The organism is Streptomyces kurssanovii, from assembly GCF_040677245.1.
Classification (GTDB): Bacteria; Actinomycetota; Actinomycetes; order Streptomycetales; family Streptomycetaceae; genus Streptomyces; species Streptomyces kurssanovii.
Genome location: NZ_JBFAQK010000003.1, coordinates 178,136 through 200,991 on the forward strand (window position 1 = coordinate 178,136; position 22,856 = coordinate 200,991).

Below are 22,856 nucleotides of genomic sequence, written 5' to 3' on the forward strand. Positions count from 1 at the left end.
ACACGCACCGTGACCGTCCTCGACGGCCTGTGCGCGGGATCACTCGGCCGGGCATACGGTCCGCCCGCCCCTGCCGCCGCCACTCCGTGCCCGGACCCGCCGTCAACGTGGCCCGGTCGCTCAAAGAGGCACCGACCCTAAGATCGACCCGGCCCTGAGGGCCGGGAGGGGGAGGGCACGGTGGACGAGGACGGTTCGTTGCGTGAGGTCGTCTGGGGGCGGGATCTGCCTCTGCGCTTCGCGCTCGTCAGCGAGGAGTGGGACGGGGAGCAGACGGTGTGGGCGCGATGCGTCGACGTCGAGGGGCTGTTCATGGACCGGGCCGCGTTCCGCGAGCGGCTGACCCTCCTCGGCTGCGCCCCCACAGGCAGGCTCCTCAAGGCCGTCGAGCGGTGCGCGAGGAACGCGCCTGTTCCCTTCGGCGAGCTGCACTTCACGGTGCACGACGTGGACGCTGAGGATCCTTACACCTACGACTACTACGCGCTCGACGACGTCCTCGTCATCGGCAGCCGGCCGAGCGCTCAGGACCCGACGCTGCTCGACCTGGTCGTCGAGTGCGTGGTCACAGACGGGCCGCCCGGCTACCGCAAAGAGCCCGCGAGGACGGACGTCGCCCTCCTGAACGGCACCAGCGGCGGCACGCTCGGGCACTGCCGCAGTGTGGAGGGCGTGTACGGTGCCCGGCCGGACCCGGCCCGTCGCCCCGTACGCCTCATCGGGTGCGAGCCCGCGCCGAACCTGGTGCGCCGGTTGGTCCACCCCGGCGGCGGGGGCGACCACATGAAGCTCTGGCTCCTCGACCGTACGGGCCGGCCGACCGCGGTCGAGGAGCACATCACGGCGGATGTCGACGAGTGCCGCCCCTCGGCGCTGGGCGGTGCGCTGATCGACGTGACGCTCAAGAGGGGACTCCTCCGGCGCATTCCCTTCCCGCCCGCGGCCCGGCCCGTGTGGGACGCCTGGCACGAGGGCCCACCCCGGGAACGCAACGCCTGGGCACGGTTCCCGACCGAGGGGCGCAGCGAGTGGCTGCGGTTCACGAAGGTGTGCCTGGGCCCAGAGGATCCCGGCACGGTGTGCGAGATGGACGGGCGGTACGCCACCGACGTCCCGGGCCTGCACTGCGCGATCGGCGAGGCGGTCGGCGGCCCGGGACACCGGTGGCACCAGTGCTGGAACGCGCTGCGCGGCTGCCAGTGCGGCGGCGAGGCGCCTCCCGCGCCCTTCACGCTCGTCTGGCACACCGCGGACGTGGCCCGGCAGGCCCTCGCGGGCGTCAGCGTGGACATGGACGGTGAGGTGGGCTACTTCGACGCGGTGGTGCCGTTCCTGGAGCGGATGGGCGTCACCGTGGTGCTGCGCTAGGCCGTGGACGGTCCGTGGCCGTTGCCCGTCTGCAGCAGGAGGAGCGCGATGTCGTCCGTGTTCTGCCGGGTGGGGCGGACCTCTTCCAGCAGGGTGTCGATGGCCTGGTCCAGGTCCCGGTCGTCGGCACGGTCGAGCCAGTGCGCGAGTCGTGCGACGGAGTCGTCCAGGTCGACGCCCGGCGACTCCACGAGGCCGTCGGTGTAGAGGGTCAGCATCAGACCCGCGGTGAGAGGGATCTCGGTGACGGGATAGGTGGCGTCGGGGTCGACGCCCAGGAGCGGGCCGGGGGAGACGTCGAGGGGGACGGTGTGCCGGCCCGGCAGGCGCAGGAGCGGCGGGGGATGGCCGGCGGTGGCGACGCACAGGCGTCCGCGGGCGAAGTCGAGGTGGGCGTAGAGGCAGCTGGTGAACAGGCCGGGGTCGAGGTCGGTGAGGAGCCGGTTGGTCCGCGAGAGGACCTGGTCGGGCGAGGTGCCGAGGGTGGCGTGGGCGTGGACACCGGTGCGGACCTGCCCCATCAGCGCGGCGGCGGCGACGTTGTGCCCCTGAACGTCACCGATCACGGCCGCCGCGGCGGTGTCGCCGAGGCGCAGCAGGTCGTAGAAGTCGCCGCCGATGTCCATGCCGCGGGTCGCGGGCCGATAGCGGGCCGCGACCCGCAGGCCGTCGACCGCGGGAAGGGTGTGCGGCAGCAGGGACTGCTGGAGACCGTGGGCGAGCTGCTGCTTGGTGTCGTACAGGCGAGCGCGGTCGAGGGCCTGCGCGACGAGCCCGGCGAGCGAGGTCAGGACGGCGCGTTCCTCGGCCGTGAACGCGTGAGGGTGGTCGTAGGACAGGACGCAGCAGCCGACGGGCCGGCCGGAGATGATCAGCGGCAGGAAGGCCCAGGCCTGTTTGCCACTGACCATCGGGGCCTCGGGGTAGATCCGCCGCATCTCCTCCGGGTCGGTGAAGAACGAGGGGATGCCGGTGGTGAGTGTCTGGCCGGCCGGGGTGAAGGAGGTGTCCAGCGGCAGGCCGTCGAGGCGTTCGACGACGTGGGGCGGATAGCCGCGATGGCCGGTGATCCGCAGCCGCCCGGCTTCGGCCGCGGACAGCACCAGGCCCTGGGCGCCGAAGGCAGGCATGATCTGGTCGGCGATGAGGTCCACGACGTCCTGGACGCCCACGACCTCCGTCAGGGCCGCGGCCAGATGCACGAGCTGGTACAGCCGGCCGGCACGGGCCCGTGATTCGGTGTGCGGGGACCGCGGGGGCGACGCGGAGGACGGTGAGCGCGCGTCGGCGGGGAAGACGCGCACGCTGATGCCGCTCGCGTCCGGGTAGAGCTGGAAGTCCAGCCACCGGTCCGGTGGGCGGCACGCGGTGAAGGCGACGGGTTCGCGGCTGATCACCGCGGCACGGTAGCGGTCCTCGTACGTGGGATCGTCGAGCCAGGGCAGCGACTGCCACGGCAGCGTGCCCAGCAGCTGACCGGCGTCGCGGCCCAGCAACTCGGCGGCCCCGGAGCTCAGGTAGGTGATGCGCCCTTCCAGGTCCAGCGAGCAGGAACCGCCGGGCAGACGCTCCGCGAAGTCGGCGGCGGCCAGCGCCGGTGTCGCGACCGGCCGGCCGGCCGCGACGGGCAGGATGCGGGGCCCGCTGCCGTGGACCGGGATCCCGGATTCGGCGGCCTCCTCGAGCAGCCTGGCCAGATTCCGGCACGCCGAAGTGATGTGGCCCCGTTCCCGCCGGGTCATCCGCGGGGGCCGGGTGGCGGGCCACGTCAGCAGGAGCGAGCCCCATCGCCGGACGCCGTTGACGGGTGCGGCGGCCAGCGCGAGCGGGTAGGGGAGTGCGACGGCCGTGCGGGGATAGGAGCGGGCCATCTCCTCCTGGCTGCCCACCCAGATCAAGCGGTCCTCGCGGACCGCGTCCGCCACCGGGGCCGGCGCGGCCACCGGCACTCTCATCCACGGAGCGGCGAACTCGGCCGGCGCACCGCACAGCACCTCGAGATGCAGCACCTGCCGGTCCGGTGGGAGCAGATAGAGAGCACCGATCGCGGCACCAGTGCGCCGCACCGTCTCCGCGAGCGCGGCATCCACGGCGCCGACGTCGACGGCCGGGTCACCCGTGCTGGTCACGAGGCACCTCCAGCGTCGTCTACTACGGGACGTTACGCCGACCCGGAGGGGGTGGCACATTCGCCTGCGCACGGGGCCGCGGGTCACGTGCGCCAGGGCCGATCGGGGGCCATGGCCGGGCGCCGCCGACGGGTGGCGCCATGCCGCACGGCCCTGTCCGCGCCGGTGGGCGCCGACGGCGGTCGACCGGGGGCCGACCCCGGACCGGCTCGGGCCGGGGTCGGGTCGGCCCGCGGGTCCGTCAGGCGTCGAAACGGCGGCGGGAGGCCTCGATGTCACCGAGGTACTGCTTGGTCCAGCCGCACATGCCGTCGACCGTCGCCCGCAGCGCCCGGCCAGGCTCGGTGAGCGTGTACTCGACACGTGGCGGCACCGTGGGGTGCACGTCGCGCTCGACCAGGCCGTTGCGCTCCAGCATGCGCAGGTTCTGGGTGAGCATCTTGTGGCTGATGCCCTCGACCTCGTTCCGCAACTCGCTGAAGCGCAGCGTGCGTTCACCGAGAGACTCGATGATCAGGAACGCCCACTTGTTGGCGACGTCCGAGAAGATCTCCCGGGCCAACGAGTCCGCGCGCGTCAGGTCCGCGTCCTCGGAGGAGCCCTTGAACTGCTTGGTCACCATAAGGTTCCCCAGTCACTGAAAAGTGCGTTCTTCCAGGTCAGCGCTCACTCTCCTACAGTTCCTGAGTAACCACAAGAGACCGGGAGCTCGGTCCGGTGGAACAGGGCCCACGGGCTCTCATGACATGGAGGCGTACAGCATGGCCATCACACTGGTGAACCCCGGCGGACTGCCGGAGATCGACGCCTATCGGCAGGTGTCGATCGCGACCGGCTCGAGGCTGGTCTTCATCGCGGGGCAGGTCGCCTGGGACGCCGACGGTGCGACGGTCGGCGAAGGCGACCTCGCCGCTCAGGTCGAGCAGTGCTACCTCAACATCGCCACCGCCCTGGCCGAGGTCGGTGGCTCCTTCGACGACGTGGCGAAACTGACCGTCCACGTCGTCGACTGGACCCCCGACAAGATGCCCCTGTTCCTGGAGGGGGTCGCCCGGGCAGCGGCGAAGCTGGGCGTCACGCCGGTGGCTCCGGGGACATTGCTGGGCGTCGCGGCACTGGACGTACCCGACCATCTGGTCGAGGTCGAAGCCACCGCGGTCCTCGACTGAGCGTTCCCCGTCCCGGGGCCGTGCACCGACGCACGGCCCCGGCCGGGACGCCCGTCCACCGCGGGGCCGAGGGGGTCGCCGCCACGGGTCCGCGTACGTACCTGGTGCGTGACATCCGCAACCGGGAGGAAAACAGGCGCGTCTCCGACCGTGCCGGCCGCGCCCGCGGCCCGGTGTGCGGAACGTACGGGGGGACCTGCGGTGAACGGAAACAGCGGCTGGACAAGACGGGGATCGTGGATGATCGCCCCGCTGATCCTGGCGTCAGTGGCAGTGGGGTGCCAGGACACGGACGGCAACGACAACGGCAAGGGCCCCGGTGCCAAGTCGCCCGACCGGAGCCGGACTTCGCAGTCGCCCGGCGGCGGTGCCGGTCACGATGACGGGAAGGAATCCGCCAGGCCCTCGCCCCGCTCCTCGGACAGGCCGGCCGGTGGGCTGACGTGCGACCAGCTCCGCAACGCGGAACTGCAGAACTCCGAGCTGCGGCTCCCCGACGCCCCGGCGGGATCCATCTCGTTCACCGACGGGCGGTGGGAGGGCGACGGCATCGTCATCGAGCTCCAGCCGCAGTGCGACATCGGCGACATGACCGGCGACGCGGCGCCGGACGCCGTGGCGCCCATCAAGGTGACGACGGAGGGTACGGGCCGGTTCTACGCGCTGGTCACCTGGCGCAACGACGCGGGCACGCCGGTCCCCGCCGCAGCGGCCTCGCTCGGGGACAGGACCCCCGTGGAGTCCGTCGAGATCTCCACAGCGCCTCCGAAGCAGGCCACCGTCGTCTACCTCACCCGCGGTGACGCCGACCCGGCCGCCGTGGTGACGATCCGGCGGACCGCCGTCTACCGGGTGGCGGGTCCCGTCATGGCGGAGCTCCACCACAGCGATGCCCCGTACACCCCGTGAGCCCTCCGTGAGGACCGACGCCGACTGCCCCTGTACGGGACCGGGTTCGGCCATCACGGACGGGGTCAGCGCGGGATCCGTATGGCCAGCAGCGCGACGTCGTCCTCGTTCTGAGGCGGGCGGGACCGCTCGAGCAGATGGTCGGTGAAGGGCTCCAGAGGCCGGTGGGCCAGGGAGGCGGCGTTCCGGCGCAGCCGCTCCAGGCCCTCGTCCAGGGAATGGCCGGAGGCCTCGATCAGGCCGTCGGTGTAGAGCACCACGGTCGACCCCGGCGGCAGTGTCACGGTCGCGTCGACGCGGCCCTTCGGGGCCTCGTGGGCCGCGATGCCCAGGAGGACGCCGTGGCCGTCGGTGAGGAATTCGGCCACGCCGTCGTGCGTGACCAGCAGGGGCGGCGGGTGGCCGGCGTTGGTCCAGGTCATCTCGCACCGGCCGTCGTCGGAGACCGTCATCCGGGCGTACACCAGGGTGGCCATGGAGGCTTCGGCGATGTGCAGGGAGGCGTCGTCGAGCCACTCGACGATCTTGCTCGGCGGTTCCTGCTGCGCCCAGGCGTAGGCGCGGAGCATGTTGCGCAGCTGCGCCATGCCGGCAGCGGCGTCCAGGTCGTGACCGACGACGTCACCGATGGCCAGGGCTGTGGTGCCGTCGCTCAGGGTGAAGGCGTCGTACCAGTCGCCGCCGACCTGGGAGGCGTTCGGTGCGGGCTGGTAGCGGGCGGTCATCTCCAGCCCCGGCACGCTCGGCAGCTGGGGCAGCAGATGGCGCTGCATGGTCTCGGCGACCTTGCGCTGCCGCTGGTAGAGGCCGGCGTTGGCCAGGGCCAGGCCCGCCCGGCGCGCGATGTCCTCGAGCAGCGCGATGTCCGCCGCGGTGAACGGCTCCGGCTGCTCGGAGCGGCCCAGGGTGACGGCCCCGAGGATCTCCCGTACGCCGCGGATGGGGGCGATGGCCGCCGAGTGCATGCCGGTCACGTCGAAGAGGCGGCGCTGCTCCACCGCGATGCCCGAGTCCGGCGGGCCCTGGTAGGTCTCCGGCCCGGTCAGCGCGGACGACACGCCGCGCAGGGCCCGGGACAGGGGCATGGGGGATCCCTCCGGTACCGGCGGCATCGGCCCCTGGAGTTCCTCCTTGTGCACCAGCGCCTCGTCCTCCACGTGCACGACGGCACGGCGCCACACCTCGTCGCGCTCGGTGATCAGGTCGATGACGGCCCAGTCCGCGAGGCGGGGCAGCACCAGGTTCACGAGTCTTCGCAGCGCCTCGTCGACGTCCAGCGTGGAGGTGAGACTCGTGGTCGTCTCCGCCAGCAGCGCCAGCCGCTCGAGCTCCGAGAGGGATGCGGCGGGCCGGTCGGCGAGTGCGGTGGGAGGGCCCGCGGCATCGCGGGGATGGAAGATCACAAGGGTGGCCGTGGTCCGCTCATCGAGGTCGCAGGGCGTGGCCAGCCAGGACACCGGCAGCATCGACCCGTCTCCACGTTCGATCCACTCGTTCGCCCCTTGTGCCGCCCTTCCGGCGAAGATGGCCTGCCGTACCGGGCACTGTGCCCGCGCGATGGGCTCCCCGTGGCGGTTGCGGTGCAGCATGTCGTGCGCGTCCCGACCGAGGAGTTCCGCCCCGGTCCGGGCCAGGAGCTGTTCGGCCCGTACGTTGACGCCGATGATGCAACCCTCTTCGTCCGTCAGATAGGCACCGGACCGCAGGGCGTCCAACGCCCCGGTCAGTGTCTCCAGAGCCTTGTCCGGAGACCGGTCGCCGACCGGATCCACCGTCTTGGGTTCCGTCATGTGGTTGCCTCCCCTGCCCGAAGGGCCCATCCTGCCGTCCGCGTCCGTCCTTGCCGTTCTCCACATGCCCCGTCGGACGGATGTGACGCTCGCTGGTCCGCCGTGCCGCCGAGCCTTGCGCCGGGTTGGGCGGGTTCGCCCCGACAAGGTGCACGCCCGTCTTCTCCGGCCGGAGAAGACGGCCTGTCCACGGTATTCGACGCCGAGCCTCCCGAGTCGGCGGCGAGGGCCGGGGCCGGTTCCGGAGGCCCGGCCCGTCGCCGCCGGGGGAGGACGTGGAACCGCCGTCGATGTGTACCGGCGGCCGCCCTCGGGCAACGGCGGGTGGAGGGCCGACCGGCGGCGTCAGCATCGTGACGGCGAGGACGACCCGGCCGAGGTGCGCCGAACGCACGGGGCCGGGCGTACCCGACGCGTGAGCCGGCCCGCGGCACCGCCATGGCGAGGGGGTGCGCGCGGGAGCATGCTGGAGGTGAGCCGGCGCCGGCTCCGCGGGGCGGTCGTACGGCGAAGGGCGAATGAAGGTCCCCATGGACGAAGACGTGAGCGGCCGACCGGGCCCCGGAGGGGACGGTCCCCCCGGACTGCCGTGGTGGATCCTCGAGCAGCTGCCCGTGCCCGTGGTGTTCTTCGACCGCCGGGCCCGGCTCGTGTCCGCCAACGACGCCACCCTCGAGTCCGTGGCCATGAAGTCGGAGCAGCTCCTCGGGCTGCGGCCGGGCGAAGTGGAACCGGGTGTGGTGATCAGGGGCGCGGAGGGCCTCGAAGCCGCCGTCGAAGAGGTGATCGCGAGCGGCGAGGGCCGCAGCTACGAAACCCTCATCCGCCCCGACGTCGGCCGCGAGGGCGTGTGGACGGCGGTCATCTCCCCGGTCAAGGACGGCTCCGGGCATGTGCACGGCTGCTCGGTGGTGACCCTCGACACCACCGAGCAGTACCGCGCCCGCGCACGCATGACCGTCCTGAACGAGGCCAGCCTGCGCATCGGGAGCACGCTGGACGTGGGCCGTACCGCCGAGGAACTGGCCGAGATGGCCACGGGGACCTTCGCCGACCTCGTCACCGTGGACCTGCTCGCCCCCGTACTCGCGGGCGACGAACCCGGCGCCCCGGAGCCCGGAACCACCATCGTCTTCCACCGGGTCGCCCAGCACTCGGTCCTGGAGGGCTGCCCCGAGTCCGTGCTGCCCGTCGGCGCGCAGCACACCTTCGCGCGGGAGTCGGCCATGGGGCACGTGCTCGTCCAGGGCGAGGCCGCGCGTTTCACCGTCGACGAGGAGGCACTGCGGCTGTGGGAGCCGGCCGACCCCGAACGCGTGCGCAGCATCCGCGAACACGGCATCCACTCCTCGGTGGTCGCTCCGCTCACCGCGCGTCAGATCACCCTGGGGGTCGCCGTGTTCTCCCGGCACCGCACACCCGACCCCTTCGACGACGACGACGTCCTGCTCGCCGGGGAACTCGCCGCGCGGGCGGCCGTGGCCGTGGACAACGCCCGCCGCTACACCCGTGAACACGCCACCGCCCTCGCGCTGCAGCGCAGCCTGTTGCCCCGGCGGACGGCCCGGCAGCAGGCCGTCGAGGTCGCCTCCCGCTATGTGCCCAACACCGCGGGAGCCGGCATCGGCGGTGACTGGTTCGACGTCATCGCCCTGTCGGGCGCCCGGGTCGCCCTCGTCGTCGGCGACGTGGTCGGGCACGGCGTCCAGGCGTCGGCCACCATGGGCCGGCTCCGTACCGCCGTGCGCACGCTCGCCGACGTGGACCTCGCACCCGACGAACTGCTCACCCAGCTCGACGACCTCGTGCTGAAACTGGACCGGGAGGAGTCGGTGGACCCCGCGGGCGGCTCCTCCGTCGCCGGCGCGACCTGCCTGTACGCCGTGTACGACCCCGTCTCCGGGCGGTGCACCATGGCCCGGGCGGGGCACCCCGAGCCGGTGCTCGTCCGTCCCGACGGCAGCGCCGCCCACGTCCCGCTGCCCGGCGGCCCGCCGCTCGGGGTGGGCGGAGTGCCGTTCGAGGCGGCGGAGTTCGACCTGCCGGAGCGCAGCATCCTCGCGCTGTACACCGACGGTCTGATCGAGGCGCCCGGACGGGACATCGACGCGGCGCTCGCCGTGCTGCGCGACACGCTCACCTGTCCCACCGGATCGCTGGAGGACACCTGCGACGCCGTGATGACGGCCCTGCTGCCCGAGCGGCCCGGCGACGACATCGCGCTCCTCCTCGCCCGCGCGGGCCGCCTCGACGCGGACCATCATGTGTCCTGGGACCTGCCCGCGGACCCGTCCGTCGTCTCGCGGGCGCGCAAGCACGTCGCCGCAGAGCTCGAGCGATGGGGCCTGGACGACGTCGTGTTCACCACGGAAGTGGTCGTCAGCGAGCTGGTCACCAACGCCATCCGCTACGGCGGCGCCCCCATCCGGTTGCGCCTCATCCGCGACACCTCCCTCATCTGCGAGGTGTCCGACGGCAGCAGCACCGCCCCCCATCTGCGCCGCGCCCGCACCTTCGACGAGGGTGGCCGCGGACTGCTGCTCGTCGCGAGCCTCACCGAATGCTGGGGCACCCGGTACGGCCCCACGGGCAAGACGATCTGGGCGGAGCAGGCCCTGCCGGGCGCGTGACGCCCCGTCACCCACACGAACGCCGGACGGGTTCCGTCCGACGTCGATGTCGGATTCCTGCCGGACAGCGGCGATCGGGCGGTGTTTGACTGCCCGCATGCTCACCACCCGGCCGGACCAGGCCCGCCGCTTCCGCTCCCTGCACACCTCGTCGCGACCCTTGGCACTGGCCAACGCCTGGGACGTCGCGAGCGCCCGAGTCATCGAGGCGGCCGGCGCCGCCGCGATCGCCACCACCAGCGCCGGCGTCGCCTGGTCGCTGGGCTCGCCGGACGGTGACGCCCTCACCCGCGAGCGGGCACTGGAACTGATCTCCCGGATCGCCGCCGCCGTCGCGGTCCCGGTCACAGCCGACATCGAGGGCGGGTACGGGCGGGACGCGGCCGATGTCGCGGAGACCGTCACCGGCGTGCTCGCGGCGGGTGCCGTCGGCGTCAACATCGAGGACGGCACCCGGCCGCCGGGCGAACTCGCGGCCCGGCTGGCCGCCGCCCGGCAGGCCGCCGACCGGGCCGGCGCGGACCTCTTCCTCAACGCCCGTACCGACACCTACCTCTTCGGCCTCGGCGACCCGGAAACCCGGCTCGCGGAGACCCTGGAACGGGCACGCAGGTACGTCGACGCCGGCGCGGACGGCATCTTCGTCCCCGGAGTCACCGACACCGCCACGATCGCGGCGCTGGCCCGGGACATCTCCGTACCGTTGAACGTCATGGCCGGCCCGGGCGCCCCGAAAGTCGCCGAGCTCGGCGGCCTCGGCGTGGCCCGCGTCAGCCTCGGCTCGGGCGTGGCACAGGCCGCGTACGCCGCCGCCCGCCGCGCCACGCGGGAACTCCTCGACACCGGCGGCTACGACTCCCTCGCCGACGGCATCGCCTTCCCCGAGCTCAACGGGCTGCTCTCCGGGCCCCGCTGACCGGCCCGCCGCAAGCGTGGTGGTACGGGGAGGTGGCCGCGCCGGCAGCTTCCTCGCAGGTAAATCGGTACGCAACACGGTCTCCCGCGCGTGACAATCACGGTCCACGAACGGGAGGACCCCATGAGCCAGGCGTACGCGACCCTCCAAGAGCTGCTGCCGCCCGACGAACTGGCGGCAGCACTCGAGGCCGGCCACGTCACCCGCAAGCGCCACCCCGAACTGCCGCTCTCCCTCTACACGTACACGAGGACGTGTCAGTACGAGCGCGTGTGGAACCGGGTCACCACGCGCTGCCGCGGCCTGGTCGCCGACGACGCCACCGGTGAGATCGTCGCCCTTCCGCTGCCCAAGTTCTTCAACGTCGGCGAGCACGAGGCGGGTCAGCCGTACGCGCCCGCTCTCCCGGACGAGCCGTTCGAGGTCTACGACAAGGTCGACGGCAGCCTCGCGGTGGTCTTCCACTACGCCGGCCGGTGGCGGGTGGCGTCCAAGGGCTCCTTCATCAGCGCCCAGGCGGTCTGGGCACAGCGCCTGCTGGACGGCCGTGACACCTCCGCGCTGATACCCGGCGTGACCTACCTCGCCGAGATCCTTTACCCGCAGAACCGGATAGTCGTCGACTACGGAGACCGCCGGGACCTGGTGCTCCTCGCCGCGTTCGCCAAGGACGGCACGGAGATCGCCCTGACGGAGACCGCGGCCGCCTGGCAGGGCATCGGCTCCGTCGTCACCGCCTGGCCCGCCGTGCCGCTGGCCGAACTGCTCGCCCTGGCCGAAGCCAATCAGCTGCCCGGCGGCCGGACGGCCACCGGCACCGAAGCGGAGGGCTTCGTGCTGCGCTTCGCCTCCGGCGTACGGGCGAAGGCCAAACTGTCCGAGTACGTACGGCTCCACAAGGTACTCACCGGCGTCACCGAGCGGGACATCTGGCGCAGCCACGGCATCCAGCGTTTCGCCGGCCTGCCCGCCAAGCAGGTGGCGCAGACGCTGGGCTGCTCTGTGGCGGACCTCGCGGAGTCCGACGGGAAGCCGCTCGACTCGCTGCTGGAGCAGGTGCCCGACGAGTTCGACGCGTGGGTGCGCGAGGTGATCGCCCGGATCGACAAGGACGTGGCCGACCGCGAGCGCGCGATCGACGAGGCGTACCGGTCACTGGTCCCGCTCGCCGCCGACCGGGGCGCGTTCGCCCGCGCCGCGAAGTCGCTGCCCGACACCGCCGTCCGTTCCGCCATGTTCCTGCGCCTTGACGGACGCCCGACCGAACTCCTGACCTACCGATCCGTGCGGCCCGCGACGGCCGACCCGTTCCAGACCGACGAGGAGAACTGACCGTGCCCGTGGTACACGTGATGACGGGGCTCCCTGCCTCGGGAAAGACCACAGCGGCGCGCACGCTGCAGGCGGAGTCGGCGGGCCGGATCCGACGGGTGAATCTGGACGACCTGCGGGTCATGCTCGACATTCCGGCGCCCGGGACGGGCCGTTCGCACGCGCACGAGCAGACCGTGCTGGCCATCCAGGACGCGGCGGTGCGGGAGGCGGTCGACGGCGGGTTCGACGTCGTCGTGGACAACACACACCTGACACCGCACATCCCGAAGCGTCTGAAGGCGGCGGTGGCCGGTCAGGCCGAGTTCAGGGTGCACGACTTCACCGGTGTACCGGTCGACGAATGCATACGGCGCGACGCCGGACGGGACCGGCGGGTCGGCGAGGAGATCATCCGGATTCTCGCGGACAAGCACGCCAAGGCCAGGAGGGGCGGCTGGCGCCTCACCGAGGAGTGGCTGAACGACGAGATCCCGGTCGAGCCCTATGCCGCCGACCCGGCGCTGCCCGCGGCGGTGATGTGCGACATCGACGGCACACTCGCCCTCAGAGGTGACCGGGGCCCTTACGACTTCACCCGCTGCGAGGAGGACCTGCTCAACGTGTCGGTGCGCGGCGCGCTGTGGTCGTTCCGGCGTGCGGACGGCGACGTGATCGTCCTGCTCTCCGGCCGGGGCGAGGAGCACCGGGAGCGGACGGAGGCGTGGCTGCGCCGCCACGAGGTCCCCTACGACGAACTCTGGATGCGCGCGGCCGGTGACGGCCGGCGTGACGACGTCGTGAAGGCGGAGCTCTTCGACCGTCATGTCCGTCACCGCTTCGCGGTGCGCGTCTCGCTCGACGACCGCGATCGTGTCGTCGCCGTCTGGCGCCGCATGGGCCTGCCCACATGGCAGGTCAACTACGGCAACTTCTGACCACCGACCGCTGCGGACACCTCCGGACCGATCGGTATCCGTGCGACAGGAATTGGCGTAGCCGGTGAAAACGGACCTGATTCGATCTCCGTGTAACGCTTCGTCCATGCGTGGCGCAGTTTCCGGCAGGGGCGCAAATAGCGACCTCTGATGCGGTCAGGGCCGGGATTTCCCCGCTGTGGTATTCCCTCTGTGTGCCGACCGTGCTTCCGTGCCGTCGAGGCTGCCTACGCGCCAGATTGGGAATCCAGTGAGCAATACCGAACCCCTGCCGGACCACCGGCAGTACGACCCCACCCAGGGCAGCGGTCACCGTGCTGCGCACGGCGGAGACGGGTCCGGCACACGTCGGGCGGCCCTGATCACCCACACGATCGCCGACATCGCCGCGGCGTTCCTCGGGCTGTGGGTCCTGCTCTACCTGCTCGAGGCCAACCGGTCCAACATCTTCGTCGAGTTCGTGCAAGGTATGGCGGATCTGCTGGCGTGGTGGTCACAGGACATTTTCACAATGGACACGGAAGGCCTCCGCGTTCTCCTCAATTACGGGCTGCCCGCGGTGATTTATCTGCTGATCGGGCACGGTGTCGCCTCACGGCTGCGGCGTCTCTGAAAGAATTCACGGGCCGTTCAGGTCTGTGAAGAAACGGCAATTGTGCGGCGGACGGTGTGAAAGCATTTCCGCACCGAGCCCGGGGCCGGGCCCGGGGCCGTTCGTCCGCCCGGGGGCGGCGTGCCGTTGGACGCCGCCCCCGCCGCGGCCCCCTCCGTGCCCGTGCCCGGCCCGGCGCGGCACGCCTCGCGGGGGCGCCGCGCCCGCGGACGTCCGGGCCGTGCGGGCCCCGTGTCCGGGACGTGGCAGCATCGGGTGCATGGTGGAACGGATCATCGCCGCGTGTGACGGGGCGTCGAAGGGTAATCCCGGGCCGGCGGCCTGGGCATGGGTCGTCGCCGGTACGGACGGCCAGGTGGCCTCCTGGGAGGCGGGCCCGCTGGGGAGGGCCACGAACAACGTGGCGGAGCTGACCGCGCTGCGCGAGTTGCTCCAGGCGACCGACCCGGTCGTTCCGCTCGAGGTGCGCATGGACTCGCAGTACGCGATGAAGGCGGTCACGACATGGCTGCCGGGCTGGCGCCGCAAGGGCTGGAAGACGGCCGCCGGAACGCCGGTGGCCAACCGGGACCTGGTGGTCGCGATAGACACGCTGCTGACCGGCCGGGACGTCACCTTCGTGTACACCCCGGCGCATCAGGTCGACGGGGACGCCCTGAACGCGGCCGCCGACGCCGCCGCGAGTCACACCGCCCGCTCCCAGGAGCCGGCCGGCTCCGCTGCCGGCTCCGTCCTGCCGCCGCCCGAGCCGGCGTCACGGCCCGCGACAGCGGGGCGCGGCCGGCGGCCCGCGGACCGGCGCTCACCGGCCGCGGGCTCCTCCCGAGGTTCGGTCGCTGCGAAGTTCCCCGGCCGGTGCCGCTGCGGTCGGCCCTACGCCAAGGGAGAGACGATCGCGAAGAACCCCGACGGCTGGGGCCACCCGGCCTGCGCCACGGAAAGCGGCTGAACCCCGGCGGCCCGCCCCAGCGGCGCGCCGTCGGTCGCGGTCGCACGACGCCGAAGAGGTCTCACCGGCGTCCGTGTCGTCCACTGCGTCGCCGCGCCGGCGCCGTCACGGTAATGGGCCTGCACCGGGTGCTGTGCCCTGTGTGCTGTGCCCTGTGCCGTCGTCCGGGGAGAGAGCGCTCGCCGTGCGTGAGGCAGGCGTTCCCCGGCGGCGCGAGCAGCTGTACCCGTCTTCCCGGCCGGGGAGACCGGGCCCCACCGGCCGCGGTCCACGGGCCGTGGGCGATCGGCGGCTCAGTAGGTGACGTGGATGCGGCGCGCCGGACCGTCCACCCGGATCCGTCCTCCGACGGGGATGACGAGTTGCGGGTCGGTGTGGCCGAGGTCGACGTCGAACACCGCCATCGTGTCGGGGGCGTACCGGTCGAGGGCCCGCAGGACGGCCTCGCGCTGGTCCCGGCGGAAGCGCGCCCGGGCCCGCGGTTCGAGCGGGTTCTCGAACGACCAGCTCTTCGCCCGGCCCATCAGCAGCGCGGGGAACTGCCGCAGCAGCCCGCGTTCGCCCATGCTCCGCAGGATCCAGAAGACGTCCTGGGCACGCGGCATGTCCTCCGAGGTCTCCAGAAAGAGCACGCTGCCGGCGTAGGAGTCGACCGGGTGCACCACGCGGTCGGCCATCATCAGCCAGGACAGGATCTCCAGATTGCCGCCCCAGCCGGCTCCTTCGACCACCCGGTCACCGTTGTGCCAGAACCAGCCTTCGGCGGGCTCGGTCCCCGGTTCGGTCTCGAAGGTGCGCGGGTCGTCCCAGGGCCGGTCGACGTCGCTGTACGTGCTCGAGGGCGTGAGCTCGTACTCGCCCGACGTGAACAGCGCCGCCCGGAGAGAGTCCGCCGTCAGCGGGTGCATCGCGCCGGGCCGTCCGAGCTCGACCATCACCGAACCGCCGTGGTAGCCGACCATGCCCAGGTTCCGCAGGAACAGCAGCAGGTTGGTGTTGTCGCTGTAGCCGAAGAAGGGCTTCGGGTTGGCGCGGAGAAGGTCTCCGTCGAGGTGAGGGAGGACGGTGATCTGGTCGTCGCCGCCGATGCTCGCGATGACCGCCTTGATGTCGGGGTCGGCGAAGGCGGCGTGGATGTCGGCGGCTCTCTCCTGCGGCGTCGCGCCCGTCTTCCGGGTCGTCGGGTATTCCACCGGCTTCAGCCCGAAGTCCTCCTGGAGCCTGCGCAGACCCAACTCGTAGGGCAGGGGCAGGTGTCCGGGCAGACCGGAGGAAGGGGACAGCACCGCGACCGGATCTCCGGGGCGGGGCTTGGCGGGGTACAGGGGAGCCGTCATCTCGTGATCGTAGGACCGGGCGAACCCGCTGCCGAAACGATTTGCTGGGCGGTGTCCAGCACGCTCGCCCCCCGCTCGCGGACGGTACGCGGTATCGGGAGCGGGCACCCGGGCGGGGACGGGCACCGATGGCGGACCGGCACGCGGTTGCCGACCGGCCGCGGTCGGGGGAGCGGCGACGGCGGGACGCGCGTCGGCCACCGGATCACGGGCGCCGGGCCCCATGGTTGTGGTGGTCGCCGCCCGGCGCCGCCGAGCGCGCCGGCGCGGGAGGCTGGAAGGTGGCCGCAGACAGCGATCCGAAGGAGGAAGCCACCATGACCGGGCACGTGACCGTCGGTCTGGACAACTCGCCCGAGAGTCTCGCGGCGGCGCACTGGGCGGCCCGGGAGGCCGTGCTGCGCGGTGCGGACCTGCTTCTGTTGCACGTGGAGGAGTGGCCGCTGCCGGTGGCCGTGGCCATGCCGACCGTCACGCGTGACGACCACCGCGACTGGGCGGACAGGCTGCTGGAAGGCGCGGTGGACGAGCTGCGGCTCGCCCACCCGGGCCTTCGGGTCTCCGGGCGCCGGATGTCGGGGCGGCCCGCGGGCGCACTCGCCGTCGAGGCCGCCGACGCGGAGCTGCTGGTCCTCGGATCACGGGGGCTGGGGACCGTGATGGGCGCTCTCATGGGCTCGGTCGGTCTGGCGACCGTCGCCGCCACGACGGCACCGGTCGTCGTCGTACGCGCCGACGGCTGCGAACACGGGCACGGCCCCGAGAAGGAGGTCGTGGTCGGGGTGGATCTCCACCGGCCGGCCGGTCCGGTCCTCGCCTTCGCCTTCGAGGAGGCGGCCCGGCGCGGATGCGCCCTGCGCGCCGTGCACGGCTGGAAGCTGCCCCTGGTGTTCGCCCACTCCGACGAGGCCCGGGCCGACGCCGGGCGCGAGGCGGCGACGGCCCTCGGCGCGGCACTGCTCCCCTGGAGGCAGGAGCACCCGTCGGTGGCGGTGGTGGAACGGCCCGTGATGGGCGCCGGTGCACAAGTGCTGGTCGACGAGGCCGCCGACGCGGGCCTCGTGGTGGTCGGCAGGCATGTCCGCCGCGCGCCTCTGGTCCCGCACATCGGCCACGTCGCGCATGCCGCGATGCACCACTGCAGGGCACCTGTCGCGGTGGTCGCGCACGAGTGACGGCGACGCGGGCCGCGTTCCGCGGAGTGGTCACGCCGACATGGGCACCGCCGCCGGGGCGCCCGCGGTGCCGCCCGAGCCGTCGGCGTGCGTACGGGATTCCGGGCGGGCCGGCGCCTTCGGATCGTGAGGGCCTGCGGATCGTGAGGGTCTTAGGATCGTGTCGGCGTGGCGCGGCCCGGGTCGCGGAGTCCGGGACGGTCAGGACCGGTCGTCGGCGAGCTGCTGGGGGAGCTGGACCAGCAGCAACCGGGCGTCTGCCCGCACGTTGCACTCGCTTATGGTCCGGCGGACCTCCAGCGTGAGGCCGCTCCTCGTCAGGAGGCGCAGAGCCACCGTCACTTCGCCGAGCCCCCGCCGTGGGCCGTCCTGTTGCTCGAGCTGCCGGTAGAGAGTGTTCGGCCAGCGGTCGGGGTCGGTGTCCTGCCAGAGCCGGGGTCCGTCGGTACTGAAGCGGCAGTGCTGTCCGCCGTGCGGTTCCTGGAGCAGCGAGTGACTGACCGGCACGGTGCTGAACAACGGCACGAGCCTGGCCCGTAGATCGTCGTTCTCGACCAGGCGTTGCTGCTGCCAGTGCCGATTGCCCGCGACCTCCATCCGCAGCGCGGCGAGCACGTACGGGTGCCCGCCGGGCGCCATGACGGGGTACTCGTCCTGCCACTGGGGCCAGGACGCCGGCAGGTGTGCCGCCGGCAGCGCGCCGGGCCGGTGCGTGCTGCCCGGCAGGGGCACCACATGGTCGTTGTCCACGGCGGGATTATCACCCGAGTGCGGGGTCCGCGTCGTCGCGATGTCCATTTCAGGGCAACCTCGTTCCGACGCGCACCGGACGGCTGTGCATACGAACGGATCGCCGCGCGCCTGTGACGCGGCGCGTCCGGGCGTGCCTTCCGGCGAGCCCGGAAGGGCCAAGAGGGTCAGGGGGGCAGGAGGTCAGGAAGACGGAAGGGAGGCCTCAGGCGCGGCTGTTCACGCCCACCGACCAGGAGCCGGTGTTCGACCTCCAGCCCTGAAGCGTGGCGGCAAGAGTCGTCGCTTCTCCGGTTCACTCGGGTGCGAGGATGAGGGTGGTGCCGGGCGCGATCGCCCGAGCGACGCGACACCAGGAGATCCCGTGCACGACGACCACCGGACTGCCGAACGTCATGAGCGGGCGTTCCCCACCCCCAACAGCCTCACCGGAGTCGGTGTCGTCGTCCTCGACGAGAGCGGAGGGCGGGTGCTGCTCGGACTCGGCCACGACGGACGATGGGAGCTGCCCGGCGGGAAGGTCGACCCCGGCGAGGGGTTCGAGCAGGCCGCGGCGCGGGAGTTGGCGGAGGAGACGGGCCTGCTGGCGGAGCCGGCCGCGGTACGCATCGGGGCGGTACTGGTGGACGGGGAGCGGGGGCTCACGCGGGTGACGGGCGCAGCCCTCGTCGCGCGGACGGCCGGCACACCGCGGGTGCGGGAGCCGGACAAGATCGTGCGGTGGGAGTGGTTCCCGCCGGAGGCCGTGCCGGAGCCGCTGTTCGCGCCGTCCGCCGCGGTGCTGCGGAGCTGGCGCATAGGGCCGTCGGCCGCGGCCGACGACGGGTTCCGCCGCTATCCCCTCTTCTGCGAGCCGGGAGACGGCGCCCCGGAGTGCGTGCCGTAGGCGGATCTCGAGCTCGATGCCAACCAGCTCGAAGTTGATCACGTCCCAGGCCCGGCCGGCTCCCGTGGCCGTCCCATGCGCGCACACGAACGGATCGGCTCTAGGCTCGGCGTCATGCAGCATCCGCCCGTGTCCCCGCCGTTGACCGCGTCCGAGCTGGCCATGGCCGAGGACGAGCTCGGGGTCTCCTTCCCGGCTGCGTACCGCGCGTGTCTGATGGAGGAGAAGCCCGCCGAGCGGGTCGTCCGACCCCGTCGGAGGGAGTGGGGATGGGATTGGGGCGCTGACCGTTCGACACCGGCGCGGCTGCTGACCCTGCCGTTCCCGCACCCCGACTCGTACGTGAAGGCGGACGCCGCGCTGGCGGCGCGTGAACCCCGGCCGGAGGACTTCGCCGACGAGCAGGCACACGAGGAGGCCTGGCGGGCGTGGGACGAGGAGTGCGAGGACTTCGAGGACCGCAAGACCGCCGGAGCCGTGGTTCTGCAGGACAACGGCTGCGGCTTCTATACGTTGTTGGCGGTCACCGGTCCTCTCGCCGGCACGGTCTGGTGGGACGGCCGTGCCACCTGCGATCTGATCGTCCCGCTGTCCCTCGATCACGCGGGCGGCGCCCGTCCGGTGACGTTCAGCGAGTGGCTTCGCCACGGCTCATGGGACTTGCTGCCGCCGGGCTGGGGCCCGACCGACGTGAGGGCCGCGGCCGTTCGCGAGAACGGGCCGCCGGCCCCGTAGGCCGCCGGTAGCCGGTGCCGCCGGTACGGGCATCCGGGCGGCACGACGTCCGGACCGTCAGTGGGGGGCGCTGCGAAGACTGAGGCAGAGCTGATCTCCCTGGGGCTGGACCGCGACCACCCGGACCTGAAGCCGCTGGTGCTGGCCGCGTAGGCCGCGCGGGCCCGCCCCCCACCAGGCGGGCCCGCCGCCCCGGCCGCGCCCCCTTCAACATCGGCGGGAGGCGCAGACAAGCCTCCCCCGCCGCCGCTCCCCGAACTTCCGGAGTCGCGCGCATGTCCACCCACGCCCCGGCGCCCGTCGACTCACTCGACCACGTCAACCGTCCAATCAAGGGGGAATTCCGTCACGACGCCGCGGTGATCGGGGGCGGAGGTGGAGGCGGCGGGACTGGTGGCCGTGGCGGAATCCGCGGTCCGGCCCGTACCGCGGTGGGAGGTGGCGGGGGCTCCGCAGGAGGCCGGCTCGGCTGCCGGGGTGGCTGTGTCGGGGCCGGAGGCGGCGGACCTGGTGGCGGCGGCGGAGGCGGCTCGATCTCAGACAGCAGCGGTCCGCCCGCGCGCAGACGGGCAATGGTCAGCTCGCGGCGGCCGTGTGCTCGCGGGTCGTCGTCGCGTTCGTACACGAGCTGGACGCCACTGGGCCATTGCCTGTAGACAGCAAAGAACCGGTAGCCGAGTGCGCGAGCTATCTCGTCGGCCCGGCGCTGCTCCAAGGTGGTGATGTTGCCGAGCAACAGCTTGACGCGGGCACGACCGTCGAAGCGTGCACGTATCTCGTCGTCCTCCACTTGACTCCCATTTCACGGAAGATGGTCAGTGTTCCTCGGGGACTGAGACAGCAGGTCTGCTCAGGCCGGCGTTCCCGTCCCTGCGCTGCTCGCTAGTCGGGCAGCGAGGCCGCCAGCTTCTCCAGTGCCGCCATCTGCTCCTGCATGCCGACCTCCATTCCGGACTGGATGATCGCGTCGCGGACGGTGCGGTCCGGAACCTCGGTGAGCATCCACAGCGACGTGCGGCCGTCCTTCTCGGTGAAGACGGCGGTGTTCACCGCGGCGTTCTTCTCCGCCTCCTTCGGGGTCATCCCAGGCACCCCCTCGAAGACCTCGGTCCACACGATCCGCTCCTCGGGGACGATCTCGCGGTACTCGCCGTGGAAGGCGACCTCGACGCCGCCGTCGGCCGTCATGACGTACCGCCACGTGCCGCCGACCCGGAAGTCCATCTCGACCGTGTCCATTGTGCCGCGCTCGCCGCACCACCAGCGCTTGACCAGTTCGGGCGTGGTCCACGCCCGGTAGACCAGCCGCCGGGGCGCGTCGAAGTCGCGGGTGATGAGGATCTGGTCGTCCGCCGGCAGGGTCAGGGTCGCGGTGCGGTTGCTGGTCATGGCCTGTTCTCCGTTCGCTCGTCGCGGTGTTCTTGCCGCTTGAGGTCCTCGATGACGGCGTCCAGCCGGTCGAACCGCTCCGACCAGAACCGCTCATATCTCCCGACCCACTCGTGGATCGGCTTCAGTGCCTCGGCGTTGAGCCGGTAGAGCCGGTGCCGGCCGTCCTCCCGGACGTCCACGGCGCCGACGTCCCGCAGGACGCGCAGGTGCTTGGAGACCTGCGGCTGCGTCAGCCCCAGGTCCTCGACGAGGGCGGTTACGGAACGCTCGCCGTCGGCGAGGACGTCGAGTATCCGCCGGCGCTGCGGCTCCGCTACGGCGTTGAACGCGTCTGCTGTCGTCGCGGCCCGTGCCATACCCCCATCGTATGCCGATATGGGAATACGTCAACCACTGCCCATCACCCTGGCCCACCGGCCCACCGGCCCACCGGCCCACCGGCCCACCGGCCCACCGCCCCGCCCGGCCCGGCCCGCTCGTGCGTCCATCTCGACCCGGTGGCCGCACAAGCGCCACGCCGCGATCAGCCCGCTCAGGCCGCACCGAAGATCGCAGCGAGTTGGACATCCAGTGCGGCGACTGCGTCCTTCTCTGCGTACTGCCGTGACAGCAGCTGCATGCCGAGGCCGTCGACGAGCGCCATCAGGCCGATCGCCGCGAGTTCGGGGGTCGGTGCTGTCCGCTCCGGCCGCCCGCAGTTGCTCCGCGATGAACGTACGCATCCCTGCAGAGTCCTCGCGCAGTCATGGCCGGCACAGGTCGCGCCGTTCCTTACATCGCCGCGCACGTGCCCGATGAGATCGACGGCATGCGTGTTTCAAAGAGAACGTCGCGCACCGCCTGAGCGATCGCTTTCGTCGCGCTTGGCTCGGTGTGAGATGAGGTACGCGCCGGCCAGGATCAGTGCGCAGCCACTGAGCTGAAGTGGCGAGGGGTGTTCATCGAGTACCAGTGCGCCGAGAGCCAGCGCACCGACCGGCGTCAACATGAGCAGGGCCGCTCCTACTTCACTGGGCAGGTGCGGGGAAGCGAGAGCGACGAGCAACCACCCGGCGACCTGGCCACCGAAGGCGACCAGGAGCAGCCAGCCGAACTGCGCCCAGCCCGGCGTCAAGGTCATGCCCTCCCAGAGGTAACCCGCGCCAAGGGAAGCCGCAGCCGCACTCGTCACCACGTATTGGTACGACTGCACGATGTGACCCTGGCTTCCACCCCGCCGCAGCAGGAACAGGAAGCCCGAGTAGCACGCGGCCGCCAGGAGCGCGTGGATTGTCCCCGCGACCGGGTCGGTACCAGCGGCTTTCCGTTCGAGGACGCCCCCGGTGAGCACGATACCGATGACCATGACGGGAAGGAGCGCCAGAAAACGTCGGCTGATCGGCTCCCGGTCCACCATCAGGGCGAGCAGCGGGACGATCACCACCTGGGCGTTGACCAGTACGGTCGACAGGCCCGCACCCACCTCGCCGATGGCTTGGGTCCACCACAGCGCGTCGCCAGCGAACAGCAGGCCGGCCGCCGATGCGTACAGTCGTTGACGGTTTGTCGGCGGACCCTCGCGACGCCGTTCGAAGATCACCAAGGGCATGAGCAGCAGCGCCGCCAGGGCACACCGGTAGAAGGACGCTGTTCCCGGCGACGCGCCGGAGAGGCCGATCAGGATCGCCGATGTGGAGACGCCGAGGGCCCCGATCCCCATGGACCACGGCGACAAGAGGATCGACGGCCAGGACGCGGACCGCTGATTTTGCTCCATCTGATCCAGCTTCACCCACCGACAGCCACGAGCGCGCGATTGAAGTGCTGTGGCGCGTCAGGAAATGGCGCCATGCGCGCGGCGGACTCATCCTGGACGCCGT

The 22,856-nt window shown here is 72.1% G+C and carries 21 protein-coding genes; 12 read left to right on the forward strand and 9 right to left on the reverse strand.

Going from position 1 to position 22,856, the window contains the following annotated elements:
* Window positions 1–180: 180 nt before the first annotated feature.
* The gene (locus AB0K36_RS04530) at window positions 181–1,368 is read left to right on the forward strand and encodes a barstar family protein (protein ID WP_364588144.1); all 1,188 of its coding nucleotides are present in this window, start codon (window positions 181–183) and stop codon (window positions 1,366–1,368) included.
* Here the strand turns inward: AB0K36_RS04530 and AB0K36_RS04535 are convergent.
* Both AB0K36_RS04535 and AB0K36_RS04540 read right to left on the reverse strand, forming a co-directional pair.
* On the reverse strand, window positions 1,365–3,497 hold the full coding sequence (locus AB0K36_RS04535) for a SpoIIE family protein phosphatase (protein WP_364588147.1): 2,133 nt from the start codon (window positions 3,495–3,497) through the stop codon (window positions 1,365–1,367). The genes AB0K36_RS04530 and AB0K36_RS04535 overlap by 4 nt on opposite strands.
* Window positions 3,498–3,738: 241 nt before the next feature.
* Window positions 3,739–4,119 (reverse strand): winged helix-turn-helix transcriptional regulator, encoded by a 381-nt coding sequence (locus tag AB0K36_RS04540; protein WP_364588150.1) that lies wholly within the window; start codon window positions 4,117–4,119, stop codon window positions 3,739–3,741.
* A 139-nt stretch (window positions 4,120–4,258) separates the two neighbouring features.
* Between AB0K36_RS04540 and AB0K36_RS04545 the strand changes: the two genes are divergently transcribed.
* Together AB0K36_RS04545 and AB0K36_RS04550 are read left to right on the forward strand one after the other, a co-directional pair.
* Window positions 4,259–4,666, forward strand: coding sequence for a RidA family protein (locus AB0K36_RS04545; RefSeq protein WP_364588152.1), 408 nt, complete (start codon window positions 4,259–4,261; stop codon window positions 4,664–4,666).
* A 240-nt stretch (window positions 4,667–4,906) separates the two neighbouring features.
* A complete protein-coding gene (locus AB0K36_RS04550; protein ID WP_364588155.1) occupies window positions 4,907–5,575 on the forward strand; it encodes a hypothetical protein in 669 nt (222 codons plus the stop codon).
* Between the two features lie 65 nt (window positions 5,576–5,640).
* Here AB0K36_RS04550 and AB0K36_RS04555 read toward each other — a convergent pair whose 3' ends face one another.
* Window positions 5,641–7,365 (reverse strand): SpoIIE family protein phosphatase, encoded by a 1,725-nt coding sequence (locus AB0K36_RS04555; protein WP_364588158.1) that lies wholly within the window; start codon window positions 7,363–7,365, stop codon window positions 5,641–5,643.
* A 530-nt stretch (window positions 7,366–7,895) separates the two neighbouring features.
* On the opposite strand from AB0K36_RS04555, the gene AB0K36_RS04560 reads away from it, so the two are divergent.
* The 6 genes from AB0K36_RS04560 (at window position 7,896) to AB0K36_RS04585 (ending at window position 14,722) form a co-directional block, all read left to right on the forward strand.
* Window positions 7,896–9,995, forward strand: coding sequence for a SpoIIE family protein phosphatase (locus AB0K36_RS04560; protein WP_364588161.1), 2,100 nt, complete (start codon window positions 7,896–7,898; stop codon window positions 9,993–9,995).
* A gap of 97 nt (window positions 9,996–10,092) precedes the next feature.
* Window positions 10,093–10,911 carry an isocitrate lyase/PEP mutase family protein gene (locus AB0K36_RS04565; protein ID WP_364588164.1) on the forward strand — a complete coding sequence of 273 codons (819 nt, stop codon included), beginning with the start codon at window positions 10,093–10,095 and terminating at the stop codon, window positions 10,909–10,911.
* A gap of 123 nt (window positions 10,912–11,034) precedes the next feature.
* Complete coding sequence (locus AB0K36_RS04570; RefSeq protein WP_364588167.1) at window positions 11,035–12,243, forward strand: RNA ligase; 1,209 nt, start codon at window positions 11,035–11,037, stop codon at window positions 12,241–12,243.
* A 2-nt stretch (window positions 12,244–12,245) separates the two neighbouring features.
* Window positions 12,246–13,160, forward strand: coding sequence for a phosphatase domain-containing protein (locus AB0K36_RS04575; RefSeq protein WP_364588170.1), 915 nt, complete (start codon window positions 12,246–12,248; stop codon window positions 13,158–13,160).
* Window positions 13,161–13,410: 250 nt separating this feature from the next.
* The gene (locus AB0K36_RS04580) at window positions 13,411–13,773 is read left to right on the forward strand and encodes a hypothetical protein (protein WP_364588173.1); all 363 of its coding nucleotides are present in this window, start codon (window positions 13,411–13,413) and stop codon (window positions 13,771–13,773) included.
* A 259-nt stretch (window positions 13,774–14,032) separates the two neighbouring features.
* The gene (locus AB0K36_RS04585) at window positions 14,033–14,722 is read left to right on the forward strand and encodes a ribonuclease H family protein (protein ID WP_364588176.1); all 690 of its coding nucleotides are present in this window, start codon (window positions 14,033–14,035) and stop codon (window positions 14,720–14,722) included.
* 293 nt (window positions 14,723–15,015) lie between these two features.
* On the opposite strand, the gene AB0K36_RS04590 is transcribed toward AB0K36_RS04585, so the two are convergent.
* A complete protein-coding gene (locus AB0K36_RS04590) occupies window positions 15,016–16,059 on the reverse strand; it encodes a S66 family peptidase (RefSeq protein ID WP_364588179.1) in 1,044 nt (347 codons plus the stop codon).
* 317 nt (window positions 16,060–16,376) lie between these two features.
* On the opposite strand from AB0K36_RS04590, the gene AB0K36_RS04595 reads away from it, so the two are divergent.
* Entirely contained in the window at window positions 16,377–17,234 is an 858-nt protein-coding gene (locus AB0K36_RS04595; RefSeq protein ID WP_364588182.1) for a universal stress protein, read from the forward strand.
* A gap of 201 nt (window positions 17,235–17,435) precedes the next feature.
* Here the strand turns inward: AB0K36_RS04595 and AB0K36_RS04600 are convergent, their stop codons facing one another.
* Window positions 17,436–18,032 carry a hypothetical protein gene (locus AB0K36_RS04600; protein ID WP_364588185.1) on the reverse strand — a complete coding sequence of 199 codons (597 nt, stop codon included), beginning with the start codon at window positions 18,030–18,032 and terminating at the stop codon, window positions 17,436–17,438.
* Window positions 18,033–18,348: 316 nt separating this feature from the next.
* Between AB0K36_RS04600 and AB0K36_RS04605 the strand changes: the two genes are divergently transcribed.
* Together AB0K36_RS04605 and AB0K36_RS04610 are read left to right on the forward strand one after the other, a co-directional pair.
* Window positions 18,349–18,870 carry a nucleotide triphosphate diphosphatase NUDT15 gene (locus AB0K36_RS04605; protein WP_364588188.1) on the forward strand — a complete coding sequence of 174 codons (522 nt, stop codon included), beginning with the start codon at window positions 18,349–18,351 and terminating at the stop codon, window positions 18,868–18,870.
* Between the two features lie 114 nt (window positions 18,871–18,984).
* Window positions 18,985–19,605: an SMI1/KNR4 family protein gene (locus AB0K36_RS04610; RefSeq protein WP_364588191.1), complete on the forward strand. Its 621-nt coding sequence runs from the start codon at window positions 18,985–18,987 to the stop codon at window positions 19,603–19,605.
* An 882-nt stretch (window positions 19,606–20,487) separates the two neighbouring features.
* Here AB0K36_RS04610 and AB0K36_RS04615 read toward each other — a convergent pair.
* The 4 genes from AB0K36_RS04615 to AB0K36_RS04630 form a co-directional block, all read right to left on the reverse strand.
* Window positions 20,488–20,994 carry an SRPBCC family protein gene (locus AB0K36_RS04615; protein WP_364588194.1) on the reverse strand — a complete coding sequence of 169 codons (507 nt, stop codon included), beginning with the start codon at window positions 20,992–20,994 and terminating at the stop codon, window positions 20,488–20,490.
* On the reverse strand, window positions 20,991–21,353 hold the full coding sequence (locus AB0K36_RS04620) for an ArsR/SmtB family transcription factor (RefSeq protein WP_364588197.1): 363 nt from the start codon (window positions 21,351–21,353) through the stop codon (window positions 20,991–20,993). Before AB0K36_RS04620 ends, AB0K36_RS04615 begins: the two co-directional genes overlap by 4 nt.
* 176 nt (window positions 21,354–21,529) lie before the next feature.
* Window positions 21,530–21,784 (reverse strand): hypothetical protein, encoded by a 255-nt coding sequence (locus tag AB0K36_RS04625; RefSeq protein ID WP_364588200.1) that lies wholly within the window; start codon window positions 21,782–21,784, stop codon window positions 21,530–21,532.
* Window positions 21,785–21,814: 30 nt separating this feature from the next.
* The gene (locus tag AB0K36_RS04630) at window positions 21,815–22,768 is read right to left on the reverse strand and encodes a DMT family transporter (protein WP_364588203.1); all 954 of its coding nucleotides are present in this window, start codon (window positions 22,766–22,768) and stop codon (window positions 21,815–21,817) included.
* Between the last annotated feature and the right edge of the window lie 88 nt (window positions 22,769–22,856).